The organism is Halorussus gelatinilyticus, from assembly GCF_023238445.1.
Lineage (GTDB): Archaea > Halobacteriota > Halobacteria > Halobacteriales > Haladaptataceae > Halorussus > Halorussus gelatinilyticus.
This window is the reverse complement of sequence record NZ_CP096658.1, coordinates 3,422,546-3,441,985: the sequence shown is the minus strand read 5'-3', so window position 1 is coordinate 3,441,985 and position 19,440 is coordinate 3,422,546. Positions and strand designations below refer to the sequence as shown.

Below are 19,440 nucleotides of genomic sequence, written 5' to 3'. Positions count from 1 at the left end.
ATAGTCACCTCGTCACCTCTCGCGCCGCGCTCCGCCCGGCCGCGACGCCGGTGGCGAGCGAGACGCCCGCCCCGGACTTCTCGGCCGCGAAGTCGTAGCCGCCCAGCACCGCGCCGGCGGCCCGCAGGTTCGAAAACTCCACGTCGCCCTCCCGGTCGAGGGGTCGCAGGTCGTCGTCGGTCTCCACGCCGAACCGCGCGAAGGGGTGGTCGCCGAAGGCGTCGTCGGCGAACCAGTCGTATCGGTCCCGCGAGTGGGGAACGTGGCAGTCGAAAATGGGCTCCTCGACGCTCTCGCGGTCCGAGTCGATGCCCTTGCCCACCAACCCGCCGGTCGCCAGCACGAACTGGTCGGCGTGGAACGGAATCGCCGCGCCGTTTCGCTCGACGCGGACGGCGGCGATGCCGGGAGCATCGCCGTCCCCGTCGCCAGTCTCGTCGCCGCTCCCGCCGCTCGTTCCGTCGCCCGTCTCGTAGTCCACCACCGGGTTTCCGGTCGTGAACCGCACGCCCGCCTCCCGGCAGGCCGCGAGGAACGCGCCTTCGAGGCGCATCCCCGGCAGACTCGGCGGTCCCATCGGAACCTCGAAGACGGCCGCACCGAGTTCGGATTCGAGGTCGGCGCAGACCTCCGCCGGGTCGTGCTGGCCCAAAATTGCGGGGAAGCCGACGCGCTCCTCGCCCCGCAGGTGGGGTTTCACGGCCTCCGCGAGCGCCGTCCGAACCGGTAGCTCGGTCGTGTATCCGTCGCCCTCGACCGCGACGCGCTCGTTCGCGTCGAGCGCGTCGGCGAACCGCGTAATCTTGGCGTCCACCCGGAAGTCGCCGGGGAACGCAATCGTCGCGCCGCGCGCGGCGAACGGGACGCCCGCGGATTCGAGGTGGGCGGCCGCGAGCGGCGCGTCGAAGTCCGTGACGGTCTCGAAGCCGACCAGCAGGGCGCTCCGGTCGTCGCTGGCCAGTCCCGCCGCCGCGGTCGCGGGGTAGCGCGCGGTCGGCTTGACCGACCCGACGTGGGTCGGGACCAGCGCGTTCCGGTCGGTGTGGCTCCCGCGGTACCGGTCGCCGACCACCTCGTCGAAGAGCGCCAGTGCGTCCCGGACGCCCTCGACGCCCACGGTTCGGTAGGGGTGCGACTCCGGCAGGTCGGGAATCGCGTCGAAGGGGTCGGCGAGCGGTCCGTCCGCCGGGCTCGACTCCTCGCCGCGGTCGGCGTCGTTCGCCGACTCGTCCGACCCTGCACCGCGCTCGTCAGCCGCCGCCGAACGCGGCCGATACCCCAGCACGTCAACCAGTCCGCTCGCGCTCTTGAGCGTCGAGTCCTTGTGCGACAGGACCCGGACCTCGGCACCGTCGCGGGCGGCGGCGAGCGCGGCGGTCATCCCGGCGAGGCCGCCGCCGACGACGGTCACGTCGTCCTCAATCGCCATGTCGCCCTCCGTCGGGGGCGGCGGTCGGCGAGTGCGACTCACCCGCGTCGAACGCCGCGAAGTCGATAGCAGAGCCCTCGTCCCGCTCGCCGTCGGCCACCGGGTCGCGGTCCCGGTTCATCGTCGTCGCGTGGAGCGCGTAGTTCAGCGCGGCCTGCGAGAGCTGTTCGCCCCAGAGGGCGTGTCGTTCGCCCTTCCAGCGCTCCTGGAACAGTTCGTCGAGCGCGGCGTAGGCCTGCGGTTCCTCGAACTCGGGGTGGAGTTCGCTGGCCATCCGGTGACAGCAGAACCCGCCCTGACAGTTGCCCATCGAGGCGCGGGTCCGGATGCGGACCGCGTTGAGGTCGGTGCCCGACTGGTCGATGGCGTCGCGCACCTCGGCGCGCGTGACGGCTTCGCAGTCACAGAGAACTGGGTTGGGTTCGACCGACGACAGCACGTCGTCGGCCCGCGACCCGAGGCGCTGGGCGCTCCGGCGTGCGACCGGCGAGCGCAGGCCGAAGCGGTCCATCCCGGCGTCCAAGACCGACTCGTCCTCGCTTCCCGGCAGGGGTTCGTCGGCGGTGCGGCACGCCGCGGAGACGCCCAACTGCTCGCAGACGTGGTCGCTGATCTCCTCGGCCATCATCCGGTAGGTCGTGAACTTCCCGCCGACGATGGAGGTCAGCCCGTGCAGGTCGTCGCGCTCCTCGTGGTCAAGCAGGAAGTAGTCGCGGGTGATGTCGGTCGGGTCCGAACTCCCGACCTCCGGCGGTTCGTATAGCGGGCGGACGCCCCAGAACGACCGGACCGTCCGAGCCTCTTCGAGGATGGGGACGAGTCGCTTCAACTCGTCTATCATCAGGTCCACCTCCCAGCGCTCCTCGGGGTAGTCCTCGGGGTCCGAGACCTCCTCGTCGGTCGTGCCGAGGATGGCGGTCGTCTCGTGGGGCACCACGATGTCGGCGTCGCCCTTCGGCCTGCACCGATTGATAACGGTGTCCACCTGCCGGCAGTTCATCACGACCATCACGCCCTTCGACGGTCGGACCTCGATGTCCACGCCCGCCATCTCGCCCAACTGCCCGGCCCACGCGCCGGTCGCGTTGACGACGTACTCGGCGCGAATCTCCTCGGTTTCGCCCACTTTGCCGTGCGTGCGCTTGCCGGGGCCGCTGTCGTGGCGAATCGTCGCGCCGGTCACGCGGTCCGAGTCGCCCAGCAGGTCCACGACTTCGGCGTGGGTCTCGATGCGCGCGCCGTGGTTCTCCGCGCTGATTGCATTGGCGACGCAGAGCCGGAACGGGTCGATAGCGCCGTCCGGCACCCGAATCGCCCGCTTCACGTCCTCGGTCAGATAGGGCTCCTCCTCGCGGGCCTCCTCCCCCGTGAGGACCTCCGCGGGGATGCCACACTCCCGACAGCCCGCCAGTTTCTCCTCGAAGTACTCGTCCGGGTCGCCCTCCAACTGGACGAACTGCCCGCCGGTCTCCTCGACGCAGTGGCCGGCGATGTCCCGGAGGACGCGATTCTCCTCGATGCACTCCTCGGCGCTCGCTCGGTCGGAGACCGCGTAGCGACCGCCGCTGTGGAGGAGTCCGTGCATCCGCCCGGTCGTCCCGTGAGTCAGGTTCCCTTTCTCGACGAGCGTCACGTCCACCCCTCGCATCGCCAAGTCCCGCGCGATGCCGGTGCCCGTAGACCCCCCGCCGACGACGAGAACGTCCGTAGTAGCTGTCATCCCTTTTCTCGAAACTCGCACTCACGTCACTTTACTTTACCGCCATTCCATGTATCGCAGTAAATGACTCTCCGAGCGTCGAATCGCCACGATTTCTGACGGATACGACCGCTTCTGGCACGTTCCTGCGAAAGTTTTATAATGAAAGTCAATATTGTTTACCAGTATAGCGGCACCATGCGTAAACTACGCACGATGTCGTGAACACGGTAGTGGTTGACGGTAACTACGGTAACTCACCCATGACTCAGGAAACATACGTCGGCGCGATAGACCAAGGGACGACCGGTACTCGCTTCATGGTCTTCGACCACGGCGGCCAGGTCGTCGCCAACTCGTACGAGACCCACGAACAGATCTACCCCGAACCCGGTTGGGTCGAACACGACCCGGTCGAGATTTGGGAGAACACCAAGTCGGTCGTCCGGGCGGCGCTCGAAGACGCCGGACTGACCGCGGACCAACTCGCCGCCATCGGCGTGACCAACCAGCGCGAGACGACGCTGCTCTGGGACCGCGACACCGGCAAGCCGGTCCACAACGCCATCGTCTGGCAGGACCGACGGACGACCGACCGCGTCGAGGAACTCGAAGCGCAGGGGAAGGTCGAAGAGATTCGAGCGAAGACCGGTCTCGAAGCCGACGCCTACTTCTCGGCGACGAAGGCCGAGTGGTTGTTGGACAACGCCGACCCCATCAAGACCCAGCGCGCCCGCCCGGCGGACCTCAAATCGCGGGCCGCCGAGGGCGAAATCATGTTCGGCACCATCGACTCGTGGCTGATATACAACCTCACCGGGAACCACATCACCGACGTAACTAACGCCTCCCGGACGATGCTGTTCGACATCCACGAGATGGACTGGGACGACGACCTCCTCCGGGAGTTCGACGTCCCCGAGGAGTGTCTGCCGGAGGTCCGGCCCTCCAGCGACGAAGACTATTACGGCGCGACCGACCCCGACGGCTTCCTCGGGGCCGAGATTCCGGTCGCGGGCGCGCTCGGCGACCAGCAGGCCGCGCTGTTCGGCCAGACCTGCTTCGACGCGGGCGACGCCAAGAACACCTACGGCACGGGGAGCTTCTTCCTGATGAACACGGGTAACGAGGCGGTGGACAGCGACCACGGCCTGCTCACGACGGTCGGGTTCCAGCGCTCGGGCGAACCCGTCCAGTACGCCCTCGAAGGAGCCATCTTCGTGACGGGTGCGGCGATCGAGTGGCTCGAAGACATGACGCTCATCGAGGACGCCGCCGAGTCCGAGACGCTGGCCCGGAGCGTCGATTCGACCGACGGCGTCTACGTCGTCCCGGCCTTCACCGGTCTCGGCGCGCCCCACTGGGACCAGCGCGCTCGGGGCACCATCGTCGGGATGACCCGCGGGACGCGCCGGGAACACGTCGTCCGCGCGACGCTCGAATCCATCGCGTACCAGACCCGCGACGTGGCCGAGGCGATGGTCGCCGACAGCGACATCGAGATGGAGAGTCTGAAGGTGGACGGCGGCGCGGTCAAGAACAACTTCCTCTGCCAGTTGCAGGCCGACATCATCGGCACCGAAATCGCCCGACCCGAAGTCGACGAGACGACCGCACTCGGTTCGGCTTACGCCGCGGGCCTCGCGGTCGGCTACTGGGACGATCCCGAGGAACTCCGGGACAACTGGCGCGTTGACCGCGAGTTCGAACCGGACATGAACCGCGACGAAGCGGACGAGATGTACGACCGCTGGGCCGACGCCGTCGAACGTGCCACCGACTGGGCGCGCGACGGGGGAGAGAGTTAGATGGCTTGGGCTGATCTGTGGGCGGTGGAGATGCTATTGGCGGCGTTCGCGGGCGGCGCGTTCGGCGCGGCGCTCGGGGCGCTCCCGGCGTTCATCTTCACCGGCTTCATGGTCATCGCGGACGAGGCGGCCAACGTCATCGGAAAGACCGTCGCCGGCGCGTCGGAGGCGGGCGCGGCGGGCGAACTCGCGGCGGTCGGCATCACCGGCTCCATCGCCTTCGGGCCGGTGTTCTCCCCGGCCATCAGCTTCGCCGGCGGCGCGGCCGCGGCCGCCTACGCCGCGAAGCGCGGGTACATGGACACCGACTTCGACTTCCACGAGGCCAAGAACATCGCGTTCGCGCAGGGGACCAAACCCGACGTGCTCGCGGTCGGCGGCGCGTTCGGTATCGTCGGCTACTGGCTGACCGTCGCCTCCTCGACGCTCGGGATGCCCTACGACCCCATCGCGATGGGCGTCGTGCTGTCGGCCGTCATCCACCGCATCGTCTTCGGCTACGACATCATCGGCGACACCAGCGGCGGTATCCTCGACATGTCGCCGTTCGAGGACGGTGACCGACGCATCATCGGCGAGGCCGCGACCGCCGACAGTGACGGTGGGCGGGAACCCGCCGCCGACGGCGGAACCGCCGAGGGCCGGTTCGTCGTCGAACCGTGGCTCCCCCACCAGTACAAGTGGGCGAACGTGGCGACATTGGGCGTCGTCGTGGGCATCCTCGCGGCGTTCACTGCCTATACGACCGGCAGTCCGTTCCTCGCGTTCGGCATCAGCGCGGCGAGTCTCGTCTTCCTCAACTGCGGCGTCGAGCAGATTCCGGTGACTCACCACATCAGCCTGCCCGCCAGCACCGCGGCGCTGGCGCTGGCTCCGGCCGGGATGGCGGTCTCGACGGCCCCGCCCGCGGAGGTGGCGGCCGCGATTCCGCTCGCCTCGGCGCTCGTGGTCGGCGGCGTCTTCGGCGCGATTTGCGCGCTCGTCGGCGAACTCGTCCAGCGAATCTTCTACGCGCACGCCGACACTCACTTCGACCCGCCCGCCGCCGCCATCGTCGTCGGCACCTTCCTCATCGCGGTGCTGGCCATCGTCGGCGTCTTCCCCCAGAGCGTCTGGGTGCCGACGCTCGGCCTCTGAACGGACGGACGCGACCTCCGAACGACCGCTTTTTGTGCGCGCCGCTCCCACGCTACCGCATGGTTCCGCCGCTCGTCCTCGACATCGACGGCACGATGACTCGGCCCGACGACTCCGTAGACCCGCGGTTCTTCGACGTGCTTCCCGAGTGGCACGCGCCGGTCGTCGTCGCCACCGGGAAGGCGTTCCCCTACCCCGTGGCGCTCTGTCACTTCATGTACGTCGAACAGAACGTCATCGCCGAGAACGGCGGTATCGTCCTCTCGGGCGAGGCGGTCACGACGAACGGCGACGGCGAGGCCGCGCGCCGGGTCGCAGAGAAGTACGTCGCGGCGGGCCACGACCTCGGGTGGGGACCGACGGACACGGTAAACCGGTGGCGCGAGACCGAGGTGGCGGTCGCTCGGGACCAGCCGCTCGGCCCGCTCGAAGAACTCGCGGCCGAACACGGACTGGAAGTCGTGGACACCGGGTTCGCCTACCACGTCAAGGCCCCCGAAATCGAGAAGGGTCGCGGGCTGAAGTCGGTCGCGCGGCTCCTCGACCGAGACCCCGACGAGTTCGTAGCTATCGGCGACTCGGAGAACGACGTGTCCACGTTCGGCGTCGCCGGCGAGTCCTACGCGGTCGCCAACGCCGACGCCAAAGCCCAGCGCGCCGCCGACGTGGTACTGGACGAGTCGTACTCCGAGGGCACGCTCGGGGTGCTGGACGACCTCCGCGAGCGCGCCTGAACAGGCGACGGAGCGCGAAGATACGTCTTTTCGACCGGCGCGTACGGGCGCGGCGCGTGAACGCGCCGCGCCCATCGCGCGAGGGAGCGGGAGCGTAGCGACCGCGAGGCTGGGGAGGCGTGAGGCCTGCGGTGCTGTGCGGCCGCAGTGCCGTCGCGGTGCTGTACGGTGACTCCTTTTCCTCGGCGGTAGTCCGCTCTGCGGTCGCGGGCAGGGTGCGGTCGGAGTCTGCTGTGCGGTCTCCTCGGTGTCGGCAGTAGCTAGCTCCTATTCGACGCCTTCCAGCCGTCACTCATCGTCCGACGCCGACGCTCCGGACGACACCGCCTCGTCGCGCCACGCCGCGAACGAGTCCAGCATCTCGCGCTCCTCGAACCGCTCGATGCAGGGCACGTCGTAGGGATGCAACTCCTCGACCCGCTCTTCGAGTCGGTCGTAACCCGCATCGGTGGTCTTGGCCAGCAGAACCACCTCCTCGTCGCGGTGGACCTCGCCCTCCCACCGGTAGACCGAGGTGCAGGGAAACCGGTTGACGCAGGCCGCGAGTCGTTCCTCGACGAGCGCTTCGGCGATGTCTGTCGCCACTTCGGGCGGTGCAGTGACGTAGGCGGTCGGCATACCCGTCGCTACGACGCTCGGGTAATTAGGCTCCGTCCTCTCGGATTAGTCGGACTGGTAGTTACGGGGTAGGGCGGTGTCGCCGCCTTGGGGGAAAGCGGCGTTCCCGCCTCCAGCGAGGCGGCGACACCGCCGGACGACACTGCTGACTGACTCGCCAGCTATCTGCCCGCAACCGCTCGCGCCGGTCACGCGACCGTCGCCCGCTCCGGTCGGCCGTTGCTCGCGCGACCGAGCGACACGTCCGAGCGGGGTTCGTCCCGGCTTCGGCCTTAAGCCCTCGGGTGAATTTCGCGCGTGCCACCGGTTTGTCTCTCGAATTCGAATCCCAGTCCGAGACATTCAAGGCGCGTCCACTACCCTACTCTACCAATGCGGGACGACCACCTCATCACTGCGAAACAACTCTCTCGGGAGGACGTAGAGTCGGTCCTCGACCGCGCGGCGGAGTTCGACGCCGACCCGGCCGCGTTCGGGGACCGCCACGAGGACGCGATACTGGGACTGTGCTTCTTCGAGCCGAGTACCCGGACGAAGATGAGCTTCGAGACAGCCATCAAGCGCCTCGGGGGCGACACGGTGGACATGGGCACCGTCGAGTCCTCGTCGGTCAAGAAGGGCGAGAGTCTGGCCGACACCGCGCGCGTCATCGAGGGCTACGCCGACGCGCTCGTGTTGCGCCACCCGAGTCAGGGCGCGGCGAAGATGGTCGGCGAGTTCGTGGACGTGCCCCTGCTCAACGCGGGCGACGGCGCGGGCCACCACCCGACCCAGACGTTGCTCGACCTCTACACGATTCGAGAGAACGCGGGGTTGGACGACCTGACAATCGGCATCATGGGCGACCTGAAGTACGGCCGCACCGTCCACTCGCTGGCCCACGCGCTGACGAACTTCGACGCCGACCAGCACTTCGTCAGCCCCGAGAGTCTGAAGCTCCCCCGGAGCGTGCGCTACGACCTCCACGAGGAGGGCGCGATGGTGCGCGAGCACACCGAGTTAGAGGAGATTCTGCCGTCGCTCGACGTCCTCTACGTCACGCGCATCCAGCGCGAGCGCTTCCCCGACGAGAACGAGTATCAGGAGGTCGCGGGCGAGTACGGTATCGACCTCGAAACACTCGGACCGGCGAAAGACGACCTGACCGTGATGCACCCGCTCCCGCGCGTGGACGAGATCGCACCCGAGGTGGACGACACCGACTACGCGACGTACTTCGAGCAGGCCCACAACGGCGTGCCGGTCCGGATGGCGCTGCTCGACCAACTCTTGGAGGGAGACCGATGAGCGACCACCAACTCCGCGTCAGCAAGATTCCGAGGGGGACCGTCATCGACCACATCCGCGCCGGACAGGCGCTCAACGTCCTCGCCATCCTCGGCATCGACGGCGAGTCGGGCGAGACCGTCAGCGTCGGGATGAACATCCCGAGTGACCGGATGGGCCACAAGGACATCGTGAAGGTCGAGGACCGCGAGTTGAGCCAAGACGAGGTGGACGTGCTGTCGCTCATCGCGCCGGAGGCGACCATCAACATCATCCGGGAGTACGAGGTCGCCGAGAAGCAGTATCTCGAACGCCCCGAGCGCGTGGTCGGCGTCCTCTCGTGTCCGAACCACAACTGCATCACGAACGCCGACGAACCGGTCGAGACGAAGTTCGACGTGCTGGACGACGGCGTGCGCTGCGAGTACTGCGACACCATCGTCCGCGAGGACCTCGCGGCCCACATCGCGGTCGAGTAAGGCCGGCGAGTCGAGACACGACTTACGGGCCGACGCCGCGGCGTCGGCCCGCGACGCAATTGCGCACCGACCGCCGATTCCGGCGACCGCGACCCTCGGTCGGAAGTCGAGATAAGTGGCGGCTACTTTGCACGAAACGTTCCGTTACGAGACAAAACGGACAGAACAGTCGTTTTCGTTTATTTCCGGCCTCGGAGTACTCCTTCGGAGATGAACGCTCGACCACTTCCCGCCGTCGCGCTCGCGCTCGCCGTCCTGTTAGCCGGAGTGGGACCGGCCGTCGGCGTCGGGACCGACAGCGGGGACGACGGTCCGGTACAGCGCCCCGGCGAATCGATTCACCGGACTGCCGGTGCAGTCTCCGATGCTAACGCTACCGCGTCCGCGTCGGATGCCGGAGCATCCGACGCGGACGACTCGTTCGCCCAGTACAAGGTGTCGCTCGAGAACGTGACGGTCAAGACGTGGCTGATACGCAACTCGACGGTGCTGAACGCGACGGTCCGGAACGTCGTCGTCCGGAACGCGACGACCGAGAATGGGCGGCGGACGAACGTCACGCTCTCGAACGTCTCGGTGGGTCGGTTCGCCATCGAGCGCGCCCGGATGAAGAACGTCACCGCCCGGAAACTCGTCATCCGGAACAAGTCCGTCCTCAACGTGCCCGGCGGGAGCTTCTTCGACCCGAACGTCGAGAACCGGACCATCGACCGCCAGTGGACGAAGAACAGCACCGTCTCGGGGGTCGTCATCGACCGCCTCGTCGTGGACGCGGCCATCCTCTGTGGCAACACGTCGCTCGGCCAGCGCACGACCGGCGACCCGATCGCGCCCGCCGCGGGCGAGAAGAAACCCGACATCGTGGTCGAGAACGGAACGGTCGGCGAGGCGCTGATCATCAAGGGCGAGGCCTCGAACTGGTCGGTCGGTTCGGTGAACCGGTCCGCGCCGACCAACGCGACGCTGCCGCAGGGGTGCAATCGCGGATAGGCGAGAGCGAACCACTTACCCGCGACGGCGACCAACGGCGGGTATGTACGGCGTCGTCACGCGCAACGAGGAGGAACTCGACTGGCCGGAGTTCGACCGCGGTTTCTACGAGGTCAAGGACGTGACCGGCAGGTCGGCCGAACCGCTCGACGGGGCGGTCAACATGGTGTCGTGTTTCGGAGACAACGCCGCGGTCGAGGCCGACCCCGACCTCGCGGCGGTCAGCGACGAGGGCGACCTCGCCACCCGCGAGCGGCGCTACTTCGACTGGGCGTACGTCTGCCCGACGCGCGAGGACTACCGCGAGGGCGTCCTCGAAATCGTCTCGGACTGCGCCGAAGCGAACCCCGACGTGCGACTCGACGACGTGGGATTCCCGCGCGCCGAGTACTGTCACTGCGAGCGGTGCGACGAGCGATTCGCGGCCAGCGACTTCGACGACCGCTTCGAGTGGCGCGCGAGCGTCGTCACCGAGTTCGTCGCCGAGGCCGCCGACCGGATTCCGGGCAAGACATACTTCACGCTCTACCCCGACCCGTATCCGGGTCACCTCTACGAGCGAGCGGGACTCGACGTGGACGCGCTCGCCGAGTACGTGGACGAGTTCGTCGTCCCGCTCTACGACATGGCCTACGAGACGACCTACTGGCTCGAAACCATCGCCAGCGGCTTTCGGGACGCGCTCGACGCTCCCTTCAGCGTCGAACTCTACGCGGTGGACGTGGACGTGGACAACCTCATCCACGCCGCGGAGGTCGCCGACGAGTACGCCGAGAACGTCTTCTTCGGCTACGACGCCAGCAACGCGCGGGCCGCGCTCCGCCGGAAGAAGGCCGAGGCCCGCGAGGGCGTCTCCCACGAGTGAGGCCCGTCTCCGGGCGGGCGCTCGAACGCGGCGTCACTCCAGCGCGAACTCGCGCCACGCCTGCAGGTCCTCGCGGTCGCGGGTGTTCTCGGGCAGGTCCGCGAACCAGTCGGCGTCCGTGATCTCGCCGTCGGGGTCGTCGGGTTCGGGCGCGGTCTCGCCCTCGACGCGCGCCTCGAACAGCGGGAGGACACCCCACGTCTCGTAGTCGTCGCACCGGACTTCGACTCGGACGTTCATCGCCAGTCCGTCGTAACTGGCCTCGACGCCCGCCTCTTCGGCGAGTTCTCGCTCGGCCGCCCGGCGGAACGACTCGTCGGGGTCGGGTTCGCCGCCGGGGACGACCCACATGTCCACGCCCGCGTGCCAGACCAGCAGTAGTTCGCCCGACGGTCGGTAGACTATCGAGTGTGCGCCGTAGGGCGCGCCGAACTCGGCGATGCGCTCGGCGAGGGTGCGGAACCGCGAGCGCGAGACCCGGCGACTGTGGCGTCGTTCGAGGAAGTCGTCGTGGGCGTCGGTCAGGCGGTGGTGGACCTGCTCGGCGCGCTGGTCCGCGCGGGTGGCGAGATACCACAGGTCGTCAACTGTGGTCATCGGGACGTCGTACGAGCGGAATCGACTGACAGCGAGCGGACCGGACCGCTGTGGGCGAGCGCGAAGTCATACTCCGAGGCTTGTCCGGCCGTCCGAATAAGCCTTCGGTCGGCGGCGGTCGCGCTCGAACCTGTCGGCGGTCGGAACGCTTCACCGCTAGCTTTAATACCGAGTGTAAAGGGGACTTTACTGTAAAGGGGGCTTTACGACAAGCCTCCTTTACGCACGACCGCAGACGACCGCGAACCACCGCAAACTACCGCAAGCCACCGCGACTACAGCGGACCCCGCTGACGACTCCACGACCAACCATGACACGATTCGACCGACGCGATGTCCTGACTGCAGTCGGCTCCGGCCTGACGGCACTGCTGGCCGGCTGTCAGGGTGCCGGCGACGCCACCAACACGACCGTATCGACCGCGACCTCCACCACGCTCGCGACGACCGCACCGTCCGAGACCGAGACGGAGAGCGACGCCGAGACGACAAGCGGCACGCCGACCCCCGAGGAACTGAAACGACGCGCGAGAGCGTTCGTCGGTCTCCTCGCCGACGGTTCCTTCGAGGAGGCCCACGGGCGATTCGACTCGACCGCGGCCGAACAGATTTCGACGCAACGACTCGAACAGGTCTGGACCGGATTGGAGGGCCAAATCGGCGCGTTCCGGACCTTCACGGCGCTGGAGGTCTCCGAGCAGAACCGCTACCGCGTGGTGACCGGCGTCGCCGAGTTCGAGCGCGGCCGCCGGGAGGTCGTCCTGTACTTCGGCTCCGAGGCCATCGGCGGCTTCCAGATTCGGCGCGTGGCCGAAGAGTGGTCATCCCCAGCGTACGCCGACCAGTCGGCGTTCACCGAGCGCACCGTCTCGCTCCGAGCGACCGACGCCTGCACGCTGGAGGGGACGCTGACCCTGCCGATGGGCGTCGAGCGCGTGCCGGGCGTCGTCCTCGTCCACGGCTCGGGACCGGTAGACCGCGACGGCACCTCCGGCCCGAACAAGGTCTACAAGGACCTCGCGTGGGGGCTGGCCTCCCGCGGCGTCGCCGTCCTCCGGTACCAGAAGCGCACCGTCGCCTGCGACGTGAACCTCGCGGAGATAACCATCGACGAGGTGGTGACGAACGACGCGCTCGCGGCCGTGGCGGCGCTCCGGGGCACCGACCTCGTCGCGGACGGCGACGCGGTGGTCACGGGCCACAGCCTCGGCGGGACCCTCACACCGCGCATCGCCGCCCGCGACGGGAACCTCGCCGGCGTCGCCATGCTCGCGCCGCTGGCCCGGTCCGCGAGCGACGCCATCCTCGACCAGAACCGCCACCTCGTGGAACTGGACGGCACCGTCACCGACGCCGAGCGCGAGCAACTGAACAACGCGCGTCACATCGCCGAGCAGATTCGCGGGCTCGACTTCCCCGACGACGAAGTGGTCCACCTCGGCGGCGACGAGTACTGGCGAACGCTCGCGGAGTACGACCACCTGAAGACCGCCCGAAACCTCGAACTCCCGCGACTGCTCCTGTTCGGCGAGCGCGACTATCAGGTCACGGTCGAGGACGACCTGCCGCTCTGGAAGGACGCGCTCGGCGGCGAGTCGAACGTCACGTTCCGGCGGTACGACCGACTCAACCATCTGTTCATGCCCGGTAGCGGGAAGCCCAACACAGAGGAGTACTTCGAGCGCAACCACGTCGCCGAGCGCGTCGTGGCCGACCTCGCCGAGTTCGCCGCCGACGCGACGGGCGTCGCAATCGGCGGGTCCGGCGGGACCGCCACGACCACAGAGTGAGATTCGACGCGCGACGGACGGTCCGGGCGACGGTCAGTTCGACCGTCGCCCGGACCGCCCAGAGGCCCGACGCCGAACCGGGTCGTTTTTACCACCAGCGAGGCTATCACGACCCATGAGCTTCGAGGAAGACGACCGCGTCATCCTGCACGACGAGCACAGCGAGTACGACGGCGAAGAAGGCCAGATCACGCAGGTCATGGACACGATGTTCGGCGACAGCACCTACACCGTCAGTTTCGAGGACGGACAGGAGACCGGCATCCCCGAGGATTCGCTGGAAGCCGTCGAAGACGAGGAGTAGCGCTTCTGCGGCCCTCGACTGTTCTCCGGAGTCTGCGTTCGGGAGTGGCATCGCTCGCGTCACCAAAAGCGGTGATACTCGAACGGGTGGCTTCGTTCGGCGAGGGCTAGCTTCAGGCTTAGTACGGGAGTCACCGCAACCGCACAGCACACCTGCCGCACCACGTACCCGCCGCACAGCACACCGCCGCACTACACGTCCGCCGCACAGCACACCTGCCGCACCACACTTCGTCCTCCCCGACAGCGACCCACTGAACCGAACGAAACGCCTTTTTCCGTTCGGGGACCCTACGCGCTCTCAATGGCCGAAGTTCCGTTCCACTACATCGACCTGCGGGCGTTCTGCTACGCGACCGAGGACGACAAGCGCGTCGAGCAGGCCCTGCGGACCTACCTCCCCGAGGAGTTCGAAATCGAGCGCGCGACGAGCGAGGGCCACCACGGCGACCGCATCCTCGTCCTCTCGGCGCGCGTCGAGAACGCCGACGAGATGCGCCACGTCCTCTCGAAGGTGGCACAACTCCCCGACGCCGAGGACCTGCTGGACGAACTCGACGAGCGCGTGGACGACAACTGCTCGCTGTTCCTCCGCCTCGACAAGCAGGCGGCCTACCGCGGCGAGGCCGAACTCGGCGAGGGAATCACCTTCCGCGCCAAAGTCGAAGCCTACCCCGCCGAGAAGGAGGCCGCCGTCGAGAACGCCCGCGAGGCGTTCGCGTCGCTCTGACGCGTCTGAGACGAAAAATCGGGAGACCGGGCCGAGTCAGTGCGCCGTGAATCCGTCTATCATCTCGTCGCAGTCGGGACAAGAGACCAGTTCTGAACCGGTCGATTTACCGCCGAGTGGTTCGCCGTTTCGCCGCGTCTGCGTCTTCGCTTGCCGATTCAGGTCCGAACCGCAATGTGGGCATTCTATCATGCGTCTCACCAGAAGTCCTGTGTGAACGGGTACCAATACCCTCACTACACGGATATACTTTGTGTTGTCGAGTAGAATATCTAACAAATTCTCCGAACCGCCGCAGACGGCCGCGAGCGACCGCGACTCCCGGCGTCAGTCACGACCCCGGCAGGATGTCGCCGAGTCCGGCCCCGAGCGCCATCGCCGAGAACGTCACGCTCGTCTGGCAGAGCGCGAGCCACGGGTCGGCCCAATCGACGCGCCCCCAGACGGTCATCATCCCGAGCGCGGTGAGAAACGAGACGCCGAGGACGCCCACGAGTCGGCGGGGGACGACCCCGAACAGCGGGCGGTGAATCTCGACCTGCTGGATTTCGGCGACGTAGAGCAGACCGACCACCAGTGCCACCGTTCCCCCGAGCGTGACCAGCAGCGAGGCCGGGTGGGCCGCGATGAACTCGCCGATTTCGACGGTCCCGCCCTCGACCAGCATCGGAATCCCGAACACCACGCTCCCGACCAGCGCCTCCGCGGCGTCGTGGCGGTCGAACCCCCGGATGACCCGGCCGAACGCGCTCGGCGTCGAGACCCGCCGGGCCATCCGCATCGTCTCGCGGACCTGCTCGCGCTCGTCGGGGTCGTCCACGGTCTCTTCGAGCGTTTCGAGTTCGTCCAGCAGGTCCTCCAGATCGGGGTCGGCGGGCGGCTCCGACTCCGACCGGTCGGTCCCGGAATTGGCTCTCCGGTCGCTCATGCGTGGGCAATTACGCGCGGTCGGCATAAACGCCGAGGTCCGGGAGCCGCCGCGCTCGCCGGACCCAAACGCCAAGGTCCCGGCGGGCGGTGGTTCCGGTATGCCAGCAGCACTCGTCACCGGTTCCTCGCGGGGCATCGGCCGGGCAATCGCCGAGCGGTTCGCGCGCGACGGCTACGACGTGGTCGTCAACTACGTATCGAGCGCGCAGAAGGCGCGGGCGGTCGCCGAGTCCATCGGCGAGAAGACCGACAGCGAGGCGGTCGCGGTCCGGGCCGACGTGGGCGACCCCGAGGAGGCCGCGGACCTCGTGGACGCCGCCGTCGAGGCCTTCGGCGGACTGGCCCACGTCGTGAACAACGCGGGCGTGGACCAGCACGTCTACACCGAGGCCCTCTCTCCCGAGGACTTCGACGCCGTGATGGACACCAACGTCAACGGCGCGTTCAACGTGACCAAGGCCGCCCTTCCCCACCTCAGAGAGGCGGCGGAGACGACGCCGGACGAGGCGGACGACGCGGACCCCGCGCCGACGCCCTCGGTCACGAACGTCTCCTCGATTCTGGCCCACACCGGCGCGCCGGTCGAGTGCCACTACGCCGCCTCGAAGGCCGGGATTCTCGGTCTCACCAAGAGCCACGCCGGGGACTTCGCGCCCGACGTGCGGGTCAACGCCATCGCGCCCGGCCACGTCGAGACCGACATGACCGCCGACCGGACCGAGGACGAAAAGGAGGCGGAGATGGCCGAGATACCGGTCGAACGGTTCGGCCAACCGCGGGACATCGCCGACGCCGCGGCCTACCTCCGGGACGCCGGGTTCGTCACGGGCGAGACGCTGAACGTCAACGGCGGCGAACTGATGCGGTAGGCCACCGAGCGCTCGGGGACTCGCGAGTCGATTCGTCGGGCCGCCCGGCTCAGAGTTCCAGATACTGGTCGGCCATGTCGGGTTGCGGCCGAGCCTCGACCACGTTCTCGTCGCCGTCGTACCGCACGAGCCCTGCTTCGTCCAACTTCGGCAGGTGATGGTGGTGGAGTTTCATCTCGACCTCGCGGTCGGACTCGTCCGCGATTCGGTCGGCCAGTTGCGAGAGCGCGACCGTTCCCTCGTCGGGGTCGAGCGCGCGGAGGGCGCGTCGCCGGAGCGAGTCGCTCAGCAGACCACACAGTCGTTCGGTCGTGAGGTCGGTCGCTGCGGACTCGCGGGCAATTCGGGGCGGTGTCGAACCGTCTCGGTTTCCTATCATGGACGTACCTCCAGCGTGTTCAACGGACGAAGGGGACCATCCCATTTGATTGTAATCGACCGGAAACGGTTCGACGCCGGACTCGCGTTCGGAGGAGCTACCGACGTTTCGAAGGTCGAAACGCGTCCGAGCCTCCGAAACGGGACCGGCCCGGACCCGCCCGGACTCGCGAAGACTCGCCCGGACCCGCCCAGACTCGTCCGGCCCGGACCGAACCGGTCTATCGTCATCAGTGCCGAAACGAATACGTCTCTCGCGTTGGAATACGGGATAGTCACACAACTGCGAACAGTTTACATGAGCGACGAACTCGACTCCGACCTCCGGGACCGCATCTCGACGGTGGTCAAGCGTGCCGCGTTTCTCGGCCGACTGGCCGAGGGACCGACGAGCAAACGCGACTTGCGTGACGAGCTGGGCGTCTCGCGCTCGACGGTGTACAAGGCCGTCCGCGAACTCGAAGACCGCGGTCTCGTGACCGAGACCGACGAGGGCGTGGCACTTACGCTGGTCGGCCGCCTGCTCCGCGAGGAGTGTCGGACCTTCGAGGAGCGCGTGGCCGCCGTCTTAGACGGCGAGTCGCTCCTGTCGGCGCTCCCCGCGGACGTGCCGGTGACGACCGACCTGCTCGTCGGGGCCGAGACCGTCCGGGGCGAGCGCCACGCACCGACCGGCCCGGTCGAACACATCGACGACTTCGTGCGCCGGACCGACCGCGTGGTCGGGTTCACCCCGGTCGTCCTGCCCCAGTACGTGGACATATTCCACGAGGAGGTGGTCGGCGGCGACCTGACGGCCGACCTCGTGCTGGAATCTCCGGTCGTGGAGTACCTCCGGGAGAACCACGCCGAACGCCTCTCGGAGTCGCTCGCCACCGGCCGGCTCGCGGTCCGCCGAACCGACGAGACCCTGCCGTTCGGTCTCGTCGTCGCCGAGGACGAGGGACTCGTCCTCATCGTCTACGACGAGAGCGGGGACCTCCGGGGCGTCCTGCTCAACGACACCGAGGCCGCGCTCGACTGGGGGCGAGAGATGTTCCGGACCTACTGGGAACGGGCGGGCGACGAGTCGGACTGATTACTTCCCCTTCCACTCGGGGTCGCGGTCCTCGAAGAAAGCGTCGATGCCCTCGTTCTTGTCCTCGGAGGCGAACAGGTGCGCGAACAGTTCGGCCTCGTACTCGATGCCCTGCTCCAACTCCATCCGACTGCTGGCCTTCACCGCCTTCTTGGCGAACTCCAGCGCGAGCGGGCTCTTCTCGGCCATCGACTCGGCGAGGTCGTAGACGCGCTCCTCGAACTCGTCCTCACCGTGAACCTCGTCCACCAGACCGATGTCGCGGGCTTCCTCGGCGTCCACGAGTTCGCCCGAGAGAATCAGCTTCATCGCCTGCCCCTCGCCGACGAGTCGCGGGAGGCGCTGGGTGCCGCCGCCGCCGGGCATGATACCGAGATTTATCTCGGGTTGGCCCAACTTGGCCCCCTCGCGGGCGATGCGCGTGTCGCAGGCCTGCGCGAGTTCGCACCCGCCGCCGAGCGCGTGGCCGTTGATAGCGCCGATAACCGGCTGTTCGAGGTCGTCCACGTACTCGTACACTCTGGGGCGCTTGCTCGCCTCGCGCTGCTCGAGCGGGCCGCGCTCGCGGAGTTCGGTCACGTCGGCCCCGGCGACGAACGCACCCGACTCCTCGGAGCCGGTGAGGACGACCACGCGCACGTCGCTGGCCTCGATGGCGTCCAGCACGTCCTTCAGTTCGGCGCGCAGTTGCGCGTTCAGCGCGTTCCGGGCGTCCGGCCGCGAGAGCGTGACGGTGGCGACGTTCTCCGCTCGGTCGCCGACCGCGACGTTCACCGTCTCGCACTCCGCGCCGACCGCTTCGGGGGTTCCGACTTCGTCGTCCGCAGTCGTTTCGTCGTCGCTCATTCGTCGTCACCCCAATCGCCGCTCGTGGCCACGATTTCGCCGTCTTCCCAGACGTAGAACCCCTCGCCGGTCTTCTTGCCGAGCTTTCCGGCCCGGACCTTCCGGCGCAGAATCTGGGGCGGGCGGAACCGCTCGCCCAACTCCTCGCGGAGGTGTTCGAGGATGTCCAGTCGCACGTCGAGTCCCACCACGTCGCCCAGTTCGATGGGTCCCATCGGATGGTTGTAACCCAGTTCCATCGACTGGTCGATGTCCCGCGGACTGGCGACGCCCTCCTCGACCATCCGCATCGCTTCGACGCCCAGCGCGACCCCGAGGCGCGAGGAGGCGAACCCGGCGGTGTCCCGCACCTCGATGGCGGTCTTGTTCGCGTCCTCCACGAACTCCGTGACGAACTCCACCGTCTCGTCGTCGGTCTGCTCGCCGACGACGATTTCCACCAACTCCATGATGTGGACGGGGTTGAAGAAGTGCAGGCCGATGCCTCGGCCGGGGTCGTCGAGCGCCGAGACGATTTCGGTCACGGGGAGCGAGGACGTGTTCGACGCGATGACCGCGTCCTCGGGTGCGGCCGCCTCGACCTCCTCGAAGGTCTGCTTTTTGAGGTCGACGTCCTCGGGGACCGCCTCGACCACGAGGTCGGCGTCCGAGACGGCTTCCGCGAGGTCGGTCGTACCGGAGATGCGCGAGAGCGTCGCGGCCTTCTCGTCTCCGGACACCTTGTCGCGCTCGACGCCGCCCTGTAGGTTCGATTCGATGGACGAGATGCCCTCGTCCACGAGGTCCTGCTCGATATCCCGAATCGTCACGCTGTGTCCAGCCATCGCCGAGACTTGGGCGATGCCGTGGCCCATCGTTCCGGCTCCCAACACGGCGACTTGCAGGTCGTTCATG

20 protein-coding genes are annotated in these 19,440 nt (G+C 67.9%); 12 read left to right on the top strand and 8 right to left on the bottom strand.

Features of this window, described 5'->3' with window-relative positions; genetic code table 11:
- Positions 1-4 precede the first annotated feature (4 nt).
- The gene (glpB, locus tag M0R88_RS17585; protein WP_248654718.1) at positions 5-1,429 is read right to left on the bottom strand and encodes a glycerol-3-phosphate dehydrogenase subunit GlpB; all 1,425 of its coding nucleotides are present in this window, start codon (positions 1,427-1,429) and stop codon (positions 5-7) included.
- Positions 1,419-3,149, bottom strand: coding sequence for an anaerobic glycerol-3-phosphate dehydrogenase subunit GlpA (glpA, locus tag M0R88_RS17580; protein WP_248654717.1), 1,731 nt, complete (start codon positions 3,147-3,149; stop codon positions 1,419-1,421). Before glpA ends, glpB begins: the two co-directional genes overlap by 11 nt.
- Before the next feature lie 242 nt (positions 3,150-3,391).
- Here glpA and glpK point away from each other — a divergent pair, with 242 nt between their 5' ends.
- From glpK to M0R88_RS17565, 3 genes are read left to right on the top strand one after another with little or no spacing between them, the layout of a single operon-like run.
- Positions 3,392-4,936 carry a glycerol kinase GlpK gene (gene glpK / locus M0R88_RS17575; protein ID WP_248654716.1) on the top strand — a complete coding sequence of 515 codons (1,545 nt, stop codon included), beginning with the start codon at positions 3,392-3,394 and terminating at the stop codon, positions 4,934-4,936.
- The gene (locus tag M0R88_RS17570; protein WP_248654715.1) at positions 4,937-6,073 is read left to right on the top strand and encodes a DUF7973 family transport facilitator; all 1,137 of its coding nucleotides are present in this window, start codon (positions 4,937-4,939) and stop codon (positions 6,071-6,073) included.
- A gap of 59 nt (positions 6,074-6,132) precedes the next feature.
- On the top strand, positions 6,133-6,807 hold the full coding sequence (locus M0R88_RS17565; protein WP_248654714.1) for an HAD hydrolase family protein: 675 nt from the start codon (positions 6,133-6,135) through the stop codon (positions 6,805-6,807).
- A 288-nt stretch (positions 6,808-7,095) separates the two neighbouring features.
- Here the strand turns inward: M0R88_RS17565 and cutA are convergent, their stop codons facing one another.
- Positions 7,096-7,425: a divalent-cation tolerance protein CutA gene (gene cutA, locus M0R88_RS17560; RefSeq protein ID WP_248654713.1), complete on the bottom strand. Its 330-nt coding sequence runs from the start codon at positions 7,423-7,425 to the stop codon at positions 7,096-7,098.
- 372 nt (positions 7,426-7,797) lie between these two features.
- Here cutA and pyrB point away from each other — a divergent pair, with 372 nt between their 5' ends.
- The 4 genes from pyrB to M0R88_RS17540 all read left to right on the top strand — a co-directional run bounded on the left by pyrB (position 7,798) and on the right by M0R88_RS17540 (position 11,025).
- Complete coding sequence (pyrB, locus tag M0R88_RS17555) at positions 7,798-8,712, top strand: aspartate carbamoyltransferase (protein WP_248654712.1); 915 nt, start codon at positions 7,798-7,800, stop codon at positions 8,710-8,712.
- Positions 8,709-9,170: an aspartate carbamoyltransferase regulatory subunit gene (gene pyrI / locus M0R88_RS17550; RefSeq protein WP_248654711.1), complete on the top strand. Its 462-nt coding sequence runs from the start codon at positions 8,709-8,711 to the stop codon at positions 9,168-9,170. The genes pyrB and pyrI overlap by 4 nt, the downstream gene beginning before the upstream one ends.
- Positions 9,171-9,380: 210 nt before the next feature.
- The gene (locus tag M0R88_RS17545) at positions 9,381-10,160 is read left to right on the top strand and encodes a hypothetical protein (RefSeq protein WP_248654710.1); all 780 of its coding nucleotides are present in this window, start codon (positions 9,381-9,383) and stop codon (positions 10,158-10,160) included.
- Between the two features lie 43 nt (positions 10,161-10,203).
- Positions 10,204-11,025: a hypothetical protein gene (locus tag M0R88_RS17540; RefSeq protein WP_248654709.1), complete on the top strand. Its 822-nt coding sequence runs from the start codon at positions 10,204-10,206 to the stop codon at positions 11,023-11,025.
- Between the two features lie 33 nt (positions 11,026-11,058).
- On the opposite strand, the gene M0R88_RS17535 is transcribed toward M0R88_RS17540, so the two are convergent.
- The gene (locus M0R88_RS17535; RefSeq protein WP_248654708.1) at positions 11,059-11,622 is read right to left on the bottom strand and encodes an NUDIX domain-containing protein; all 564 of its coding nucleotides are present in this window, start codon (positions 11,620-11,622) and stop codon (positions 11,059-11,061) included.
- A gap of 311 nt (positions 11,623-11,933) precedes the next feature.
- On the opposite strand from M0R88_RS17535, the gene M0R88_RS17530 reads away from it, so the two are divergent.
- The 3 genes from M0R88_RS17530 to M0R88_RS17520 all read left to right on the top strand — a co-directional run bounded on the left by M0R88_RS17530 (position 11,934) and on the right by M0R88_RS17520 (position 14,445).
- Positions 11,934-13,412: an alpha/beta hydrolase gene (locus M0R88_RS17530; protein WP_248654707.1), complete on the top strand. Its 1,479-nt coding sequence runs from the start codon at positions 11,934-11,936 to the stop codon at positions 13,410-13,412.
- Between the two features lie 115 nt (positions 13,413-13,527).
- Positions 13,528-13,716, top strand: a complete 189-nt coding sequence (locus tag M0R88_RS17525; protein WP_248654706.1) for a DUF1918 domain-containing protein — start codon at positions 13,528-13,530, stop codon at positions 13,714-13,716.
- Between the two features lie 303 nt (positions 13,717-14,019).
- Positions 14,020-14,445 (top strand): RNA-binding protein, encoded by a 426-nt coding sequence (locus M0R88_RS17520; protein WP_248654705.1) that lies wholly within the window; start codon positions 14,020-14,022, stop codon positions 14,443-14,445.
- A gap of 331 nt (positions 14,446-14,776) precedes the next feature.
- Here M0R88_RS17520 and M0R88_RS17515 read toward each other — a convergent pair whose 3' ends face one another.
- Positions 14,777-15,373 carry a DUF2391 domain-containing protein gene (locus M0R88_RS17515; protein ID WP_248654704.1) on the bottom strand — a complete coding sequence of 199 codons (597 nt, stop codon included), beginning with the start codon at positions 15,371-15,373 and terminating at the stop codon, positions 14,777-14,779.
- A gap of 100 nt (positions 15,374-15,473) precedes the next feature.
- On the opposite strand from M0R88_RS17515, the gene M0R88_RS17510 reads away from it, so the two are divergent.
- Complete coding sequence (locus M0R88_RS17510) at positions 15,474-16,244, top strand: 3-oxoacyl-ACP reductase family protein (protein ID WP_248654703.1); 771 nt, start codon at positions 15,474-15,476, stop codon at positions 16,242-16,244.
- Between the two features lie 49 nt (positions 16,245-16,293).
- Here the strand turns inward: M0R88_RS17510 and M0R88_RS17505 are convergent, their stop codons facing one another.
- The gene (locus M0R88_RS17505) at positions 16,294-16,623 is read right to left on the bottom strand and encodes a DUF7344 domain-containing protein (RefSeq protein ID WP_248654702.1); all 330 of its coding nucleotides are present in this window, start codon (positions 16,621-16,623) and stop codon (positions 16,294-16,296) included.
- Positions 16,624-16,920: 297 nt separating this feature from the next.
- On the opposite strand from M0R88_RS17505, the gene M0R88_RS17500 reads away from it, so the two are divergent.
- A complete protein-coding gene (locus tag M0R88_RS17500; protein ID WP_248654701.1) occupies positions 16,921-17,700 on the top strand; it encodes a helix-turn-helix transcriptional regulator in 780 nt (259 codons plus the stop codon).
- On the opposite strand, the gene M0R88_RS17495 is transcribed toward M0R88_RS17500, so the two are convergent.
- Together M0R88_RS17495 and M0R88_RS17490 are read right to left on the bottom strand one after the other, a co-directional pair.
- Positions 17,701-18,546 carry an enoyl-CoA hydratase/isomerase family protein gene (locus M0R88_RS17495; RefSeq protein ID WP_248654700.1) on the bottom strand — a complete coding sequence of 282 codons (846 nt, stop codon included), beginning with the start codon at positions 18,544-18,546 and terminating at the stop codon, positions 17,701-17,703.
- A complete protein-coding gene (locus M0R88_RS17490; protein ID WP_248656731.1) occupies positions 18,543-19,430 on the bottom strand; it encodes a 3-hydroxyacyl-CoA dehydrogenase family protein in 888 nt (295 codons plus the stop codon). The genes M0R88_RS17495 and M0R88_RS17490 overlap by 4 nt, the downstream gene beginning before the upstream one ends.
- Between the last annotated feature and the right edge of the window lie 10 nt (positions 19,431-19,440).

Excerpts from the sequence above, each read along its gene's own strand:
- M0R88_RS17510 (WP_248654703.1), top strand. The coding sequence starts at position 15,474 with ATGCCAGCAGCACTCGTCACCGGTTCCTCGCGGGGCATCGGCCGGGCA.
- M0R88_RS17540 (WP_248654709.1), top strand. The coding sequence starts at position 10,204 with ATGTACGGCGTCGTCACGCGCAACGAGGAGGAACTCGACTGGCCGGAG.
- glpK (WP_248654716.1), top strand. The coding sequence starts at position 3,392 with ATGACTCAGGAAACATACGTCGGCGCGATAGACCAAGGGACGACCGGT.
- cutA (WP_248654713.1), bottom strand. The coding sequence starts at position 7,425 with ATGCCGACCGCCTACGTCACTGCACCGCCCGAAGTGGCGACAGACATC.
- M0R88_RS17545 (WP_248654710.1), top strand. The coding sequence starts at position 9,381 with ATGAACGCTCGACCACTTCCCGCCGTCGCGCTCGCGCTCGCCGTCCTG.
- M0R88_RS17530 (WP_248654707.1), top strand. The coding sequence starts at position 11,934 with ATGACACGATTCGACCGACGCGATGTCCTGACTGCAGTCGGCTCCGGC.
- M0R88_RS17520 (WP_248654705.1), top strand. The coding sequence starts at position 14,020 with ATGGCCGAAGTTCCGTTCCACTACATCGACCTGCGGGCGTTCTGCTAC.
- M0R88_RS17500 (WP_248654701.1), top strand. The coding sequence starts at position 16,921 with ATGAGCGACGAACTCGACTCCGACCTCCGGGACCGCATCTCGACGGTG.
- M0R88_RS17495 (WP_248654700.1), bottom strand. The coding sequence starts at position 18,546 with ATGAGCGACGACGAAACGACTGCGGACGACGAAGTCGGAACCCCCGAA.
- M0R88_RS17505 (WP_248654702.1), bottom strand. The coding sequence starts at position 16,623 with ATGATAGGAAACCGAGACGGTTCGACACCGCCCCGAATTGCCCGCGAG.
- pyrB (WP_248654712.1), top strand. The coding sequence starts at position 7,798 with ATGCGGGACGACCACCTCATCACTGCGAAACAACTCTCTCGGGAGGAC.
- pyrI (WP_248654711.1), top strand. The coding sequence starts at position 8,709 with ATGAGCGACCACCAACTCCGCGTCAGCAAGATTCCGAGGGGGACCGTC.
- M0R88_RS17515 (WP_248654704.1), bottom strand. The coding sequence starts at position 15,373 with ATGAGCGACCGGAGAGCCAATTCCGGGACCGACCGGTCGGAGTCGGAG.
- M0R88_RS17535 (WP_248654708.1), bottom strand. The coding sequence starts at position 11,622 with ATGACCACAGTTGACGACCTGTGGTATCTCGCCACCCGCGCGGACCAG.
- M0R88_RS17525 (WP_248654706.1), top strand. The coding sequence starts at position 13,528 with ATGAGCTTCGAGGAAGACGACCGCGTCATCCTGCACGACGAGCACAGC.
- glpA (WP_248654717.1), bottom strand. The coding sequence starts at position 3,149 with ATGACAGCTACTACGGACGTTCTCGTCGTCGGCGGGGGGTCTACGGGC.
- M0R88_RS17570 (WP_248654715.1), top strand. The coding sequence starts at position 4,937 with ATGGCTTGGGCTGATCTGTGGGCGGTGGAGATGCTATTGGCGGCGTTC.
- glpB (WP_248654718.1), bottom strand. The coding sequence starts at position 1,429 with ATGGCGATTGAGGACGACGTGACCGTCGTCGGCGGCGGCCTCGCCGGG.
- M0R88_RS17565 (WP_248654714.1), top strand. The coding sequence starts at position 6,133 with ATGGTTCCGCCGCTCGTCCTCGACATCGACGGCACGATGACTCGGCCC.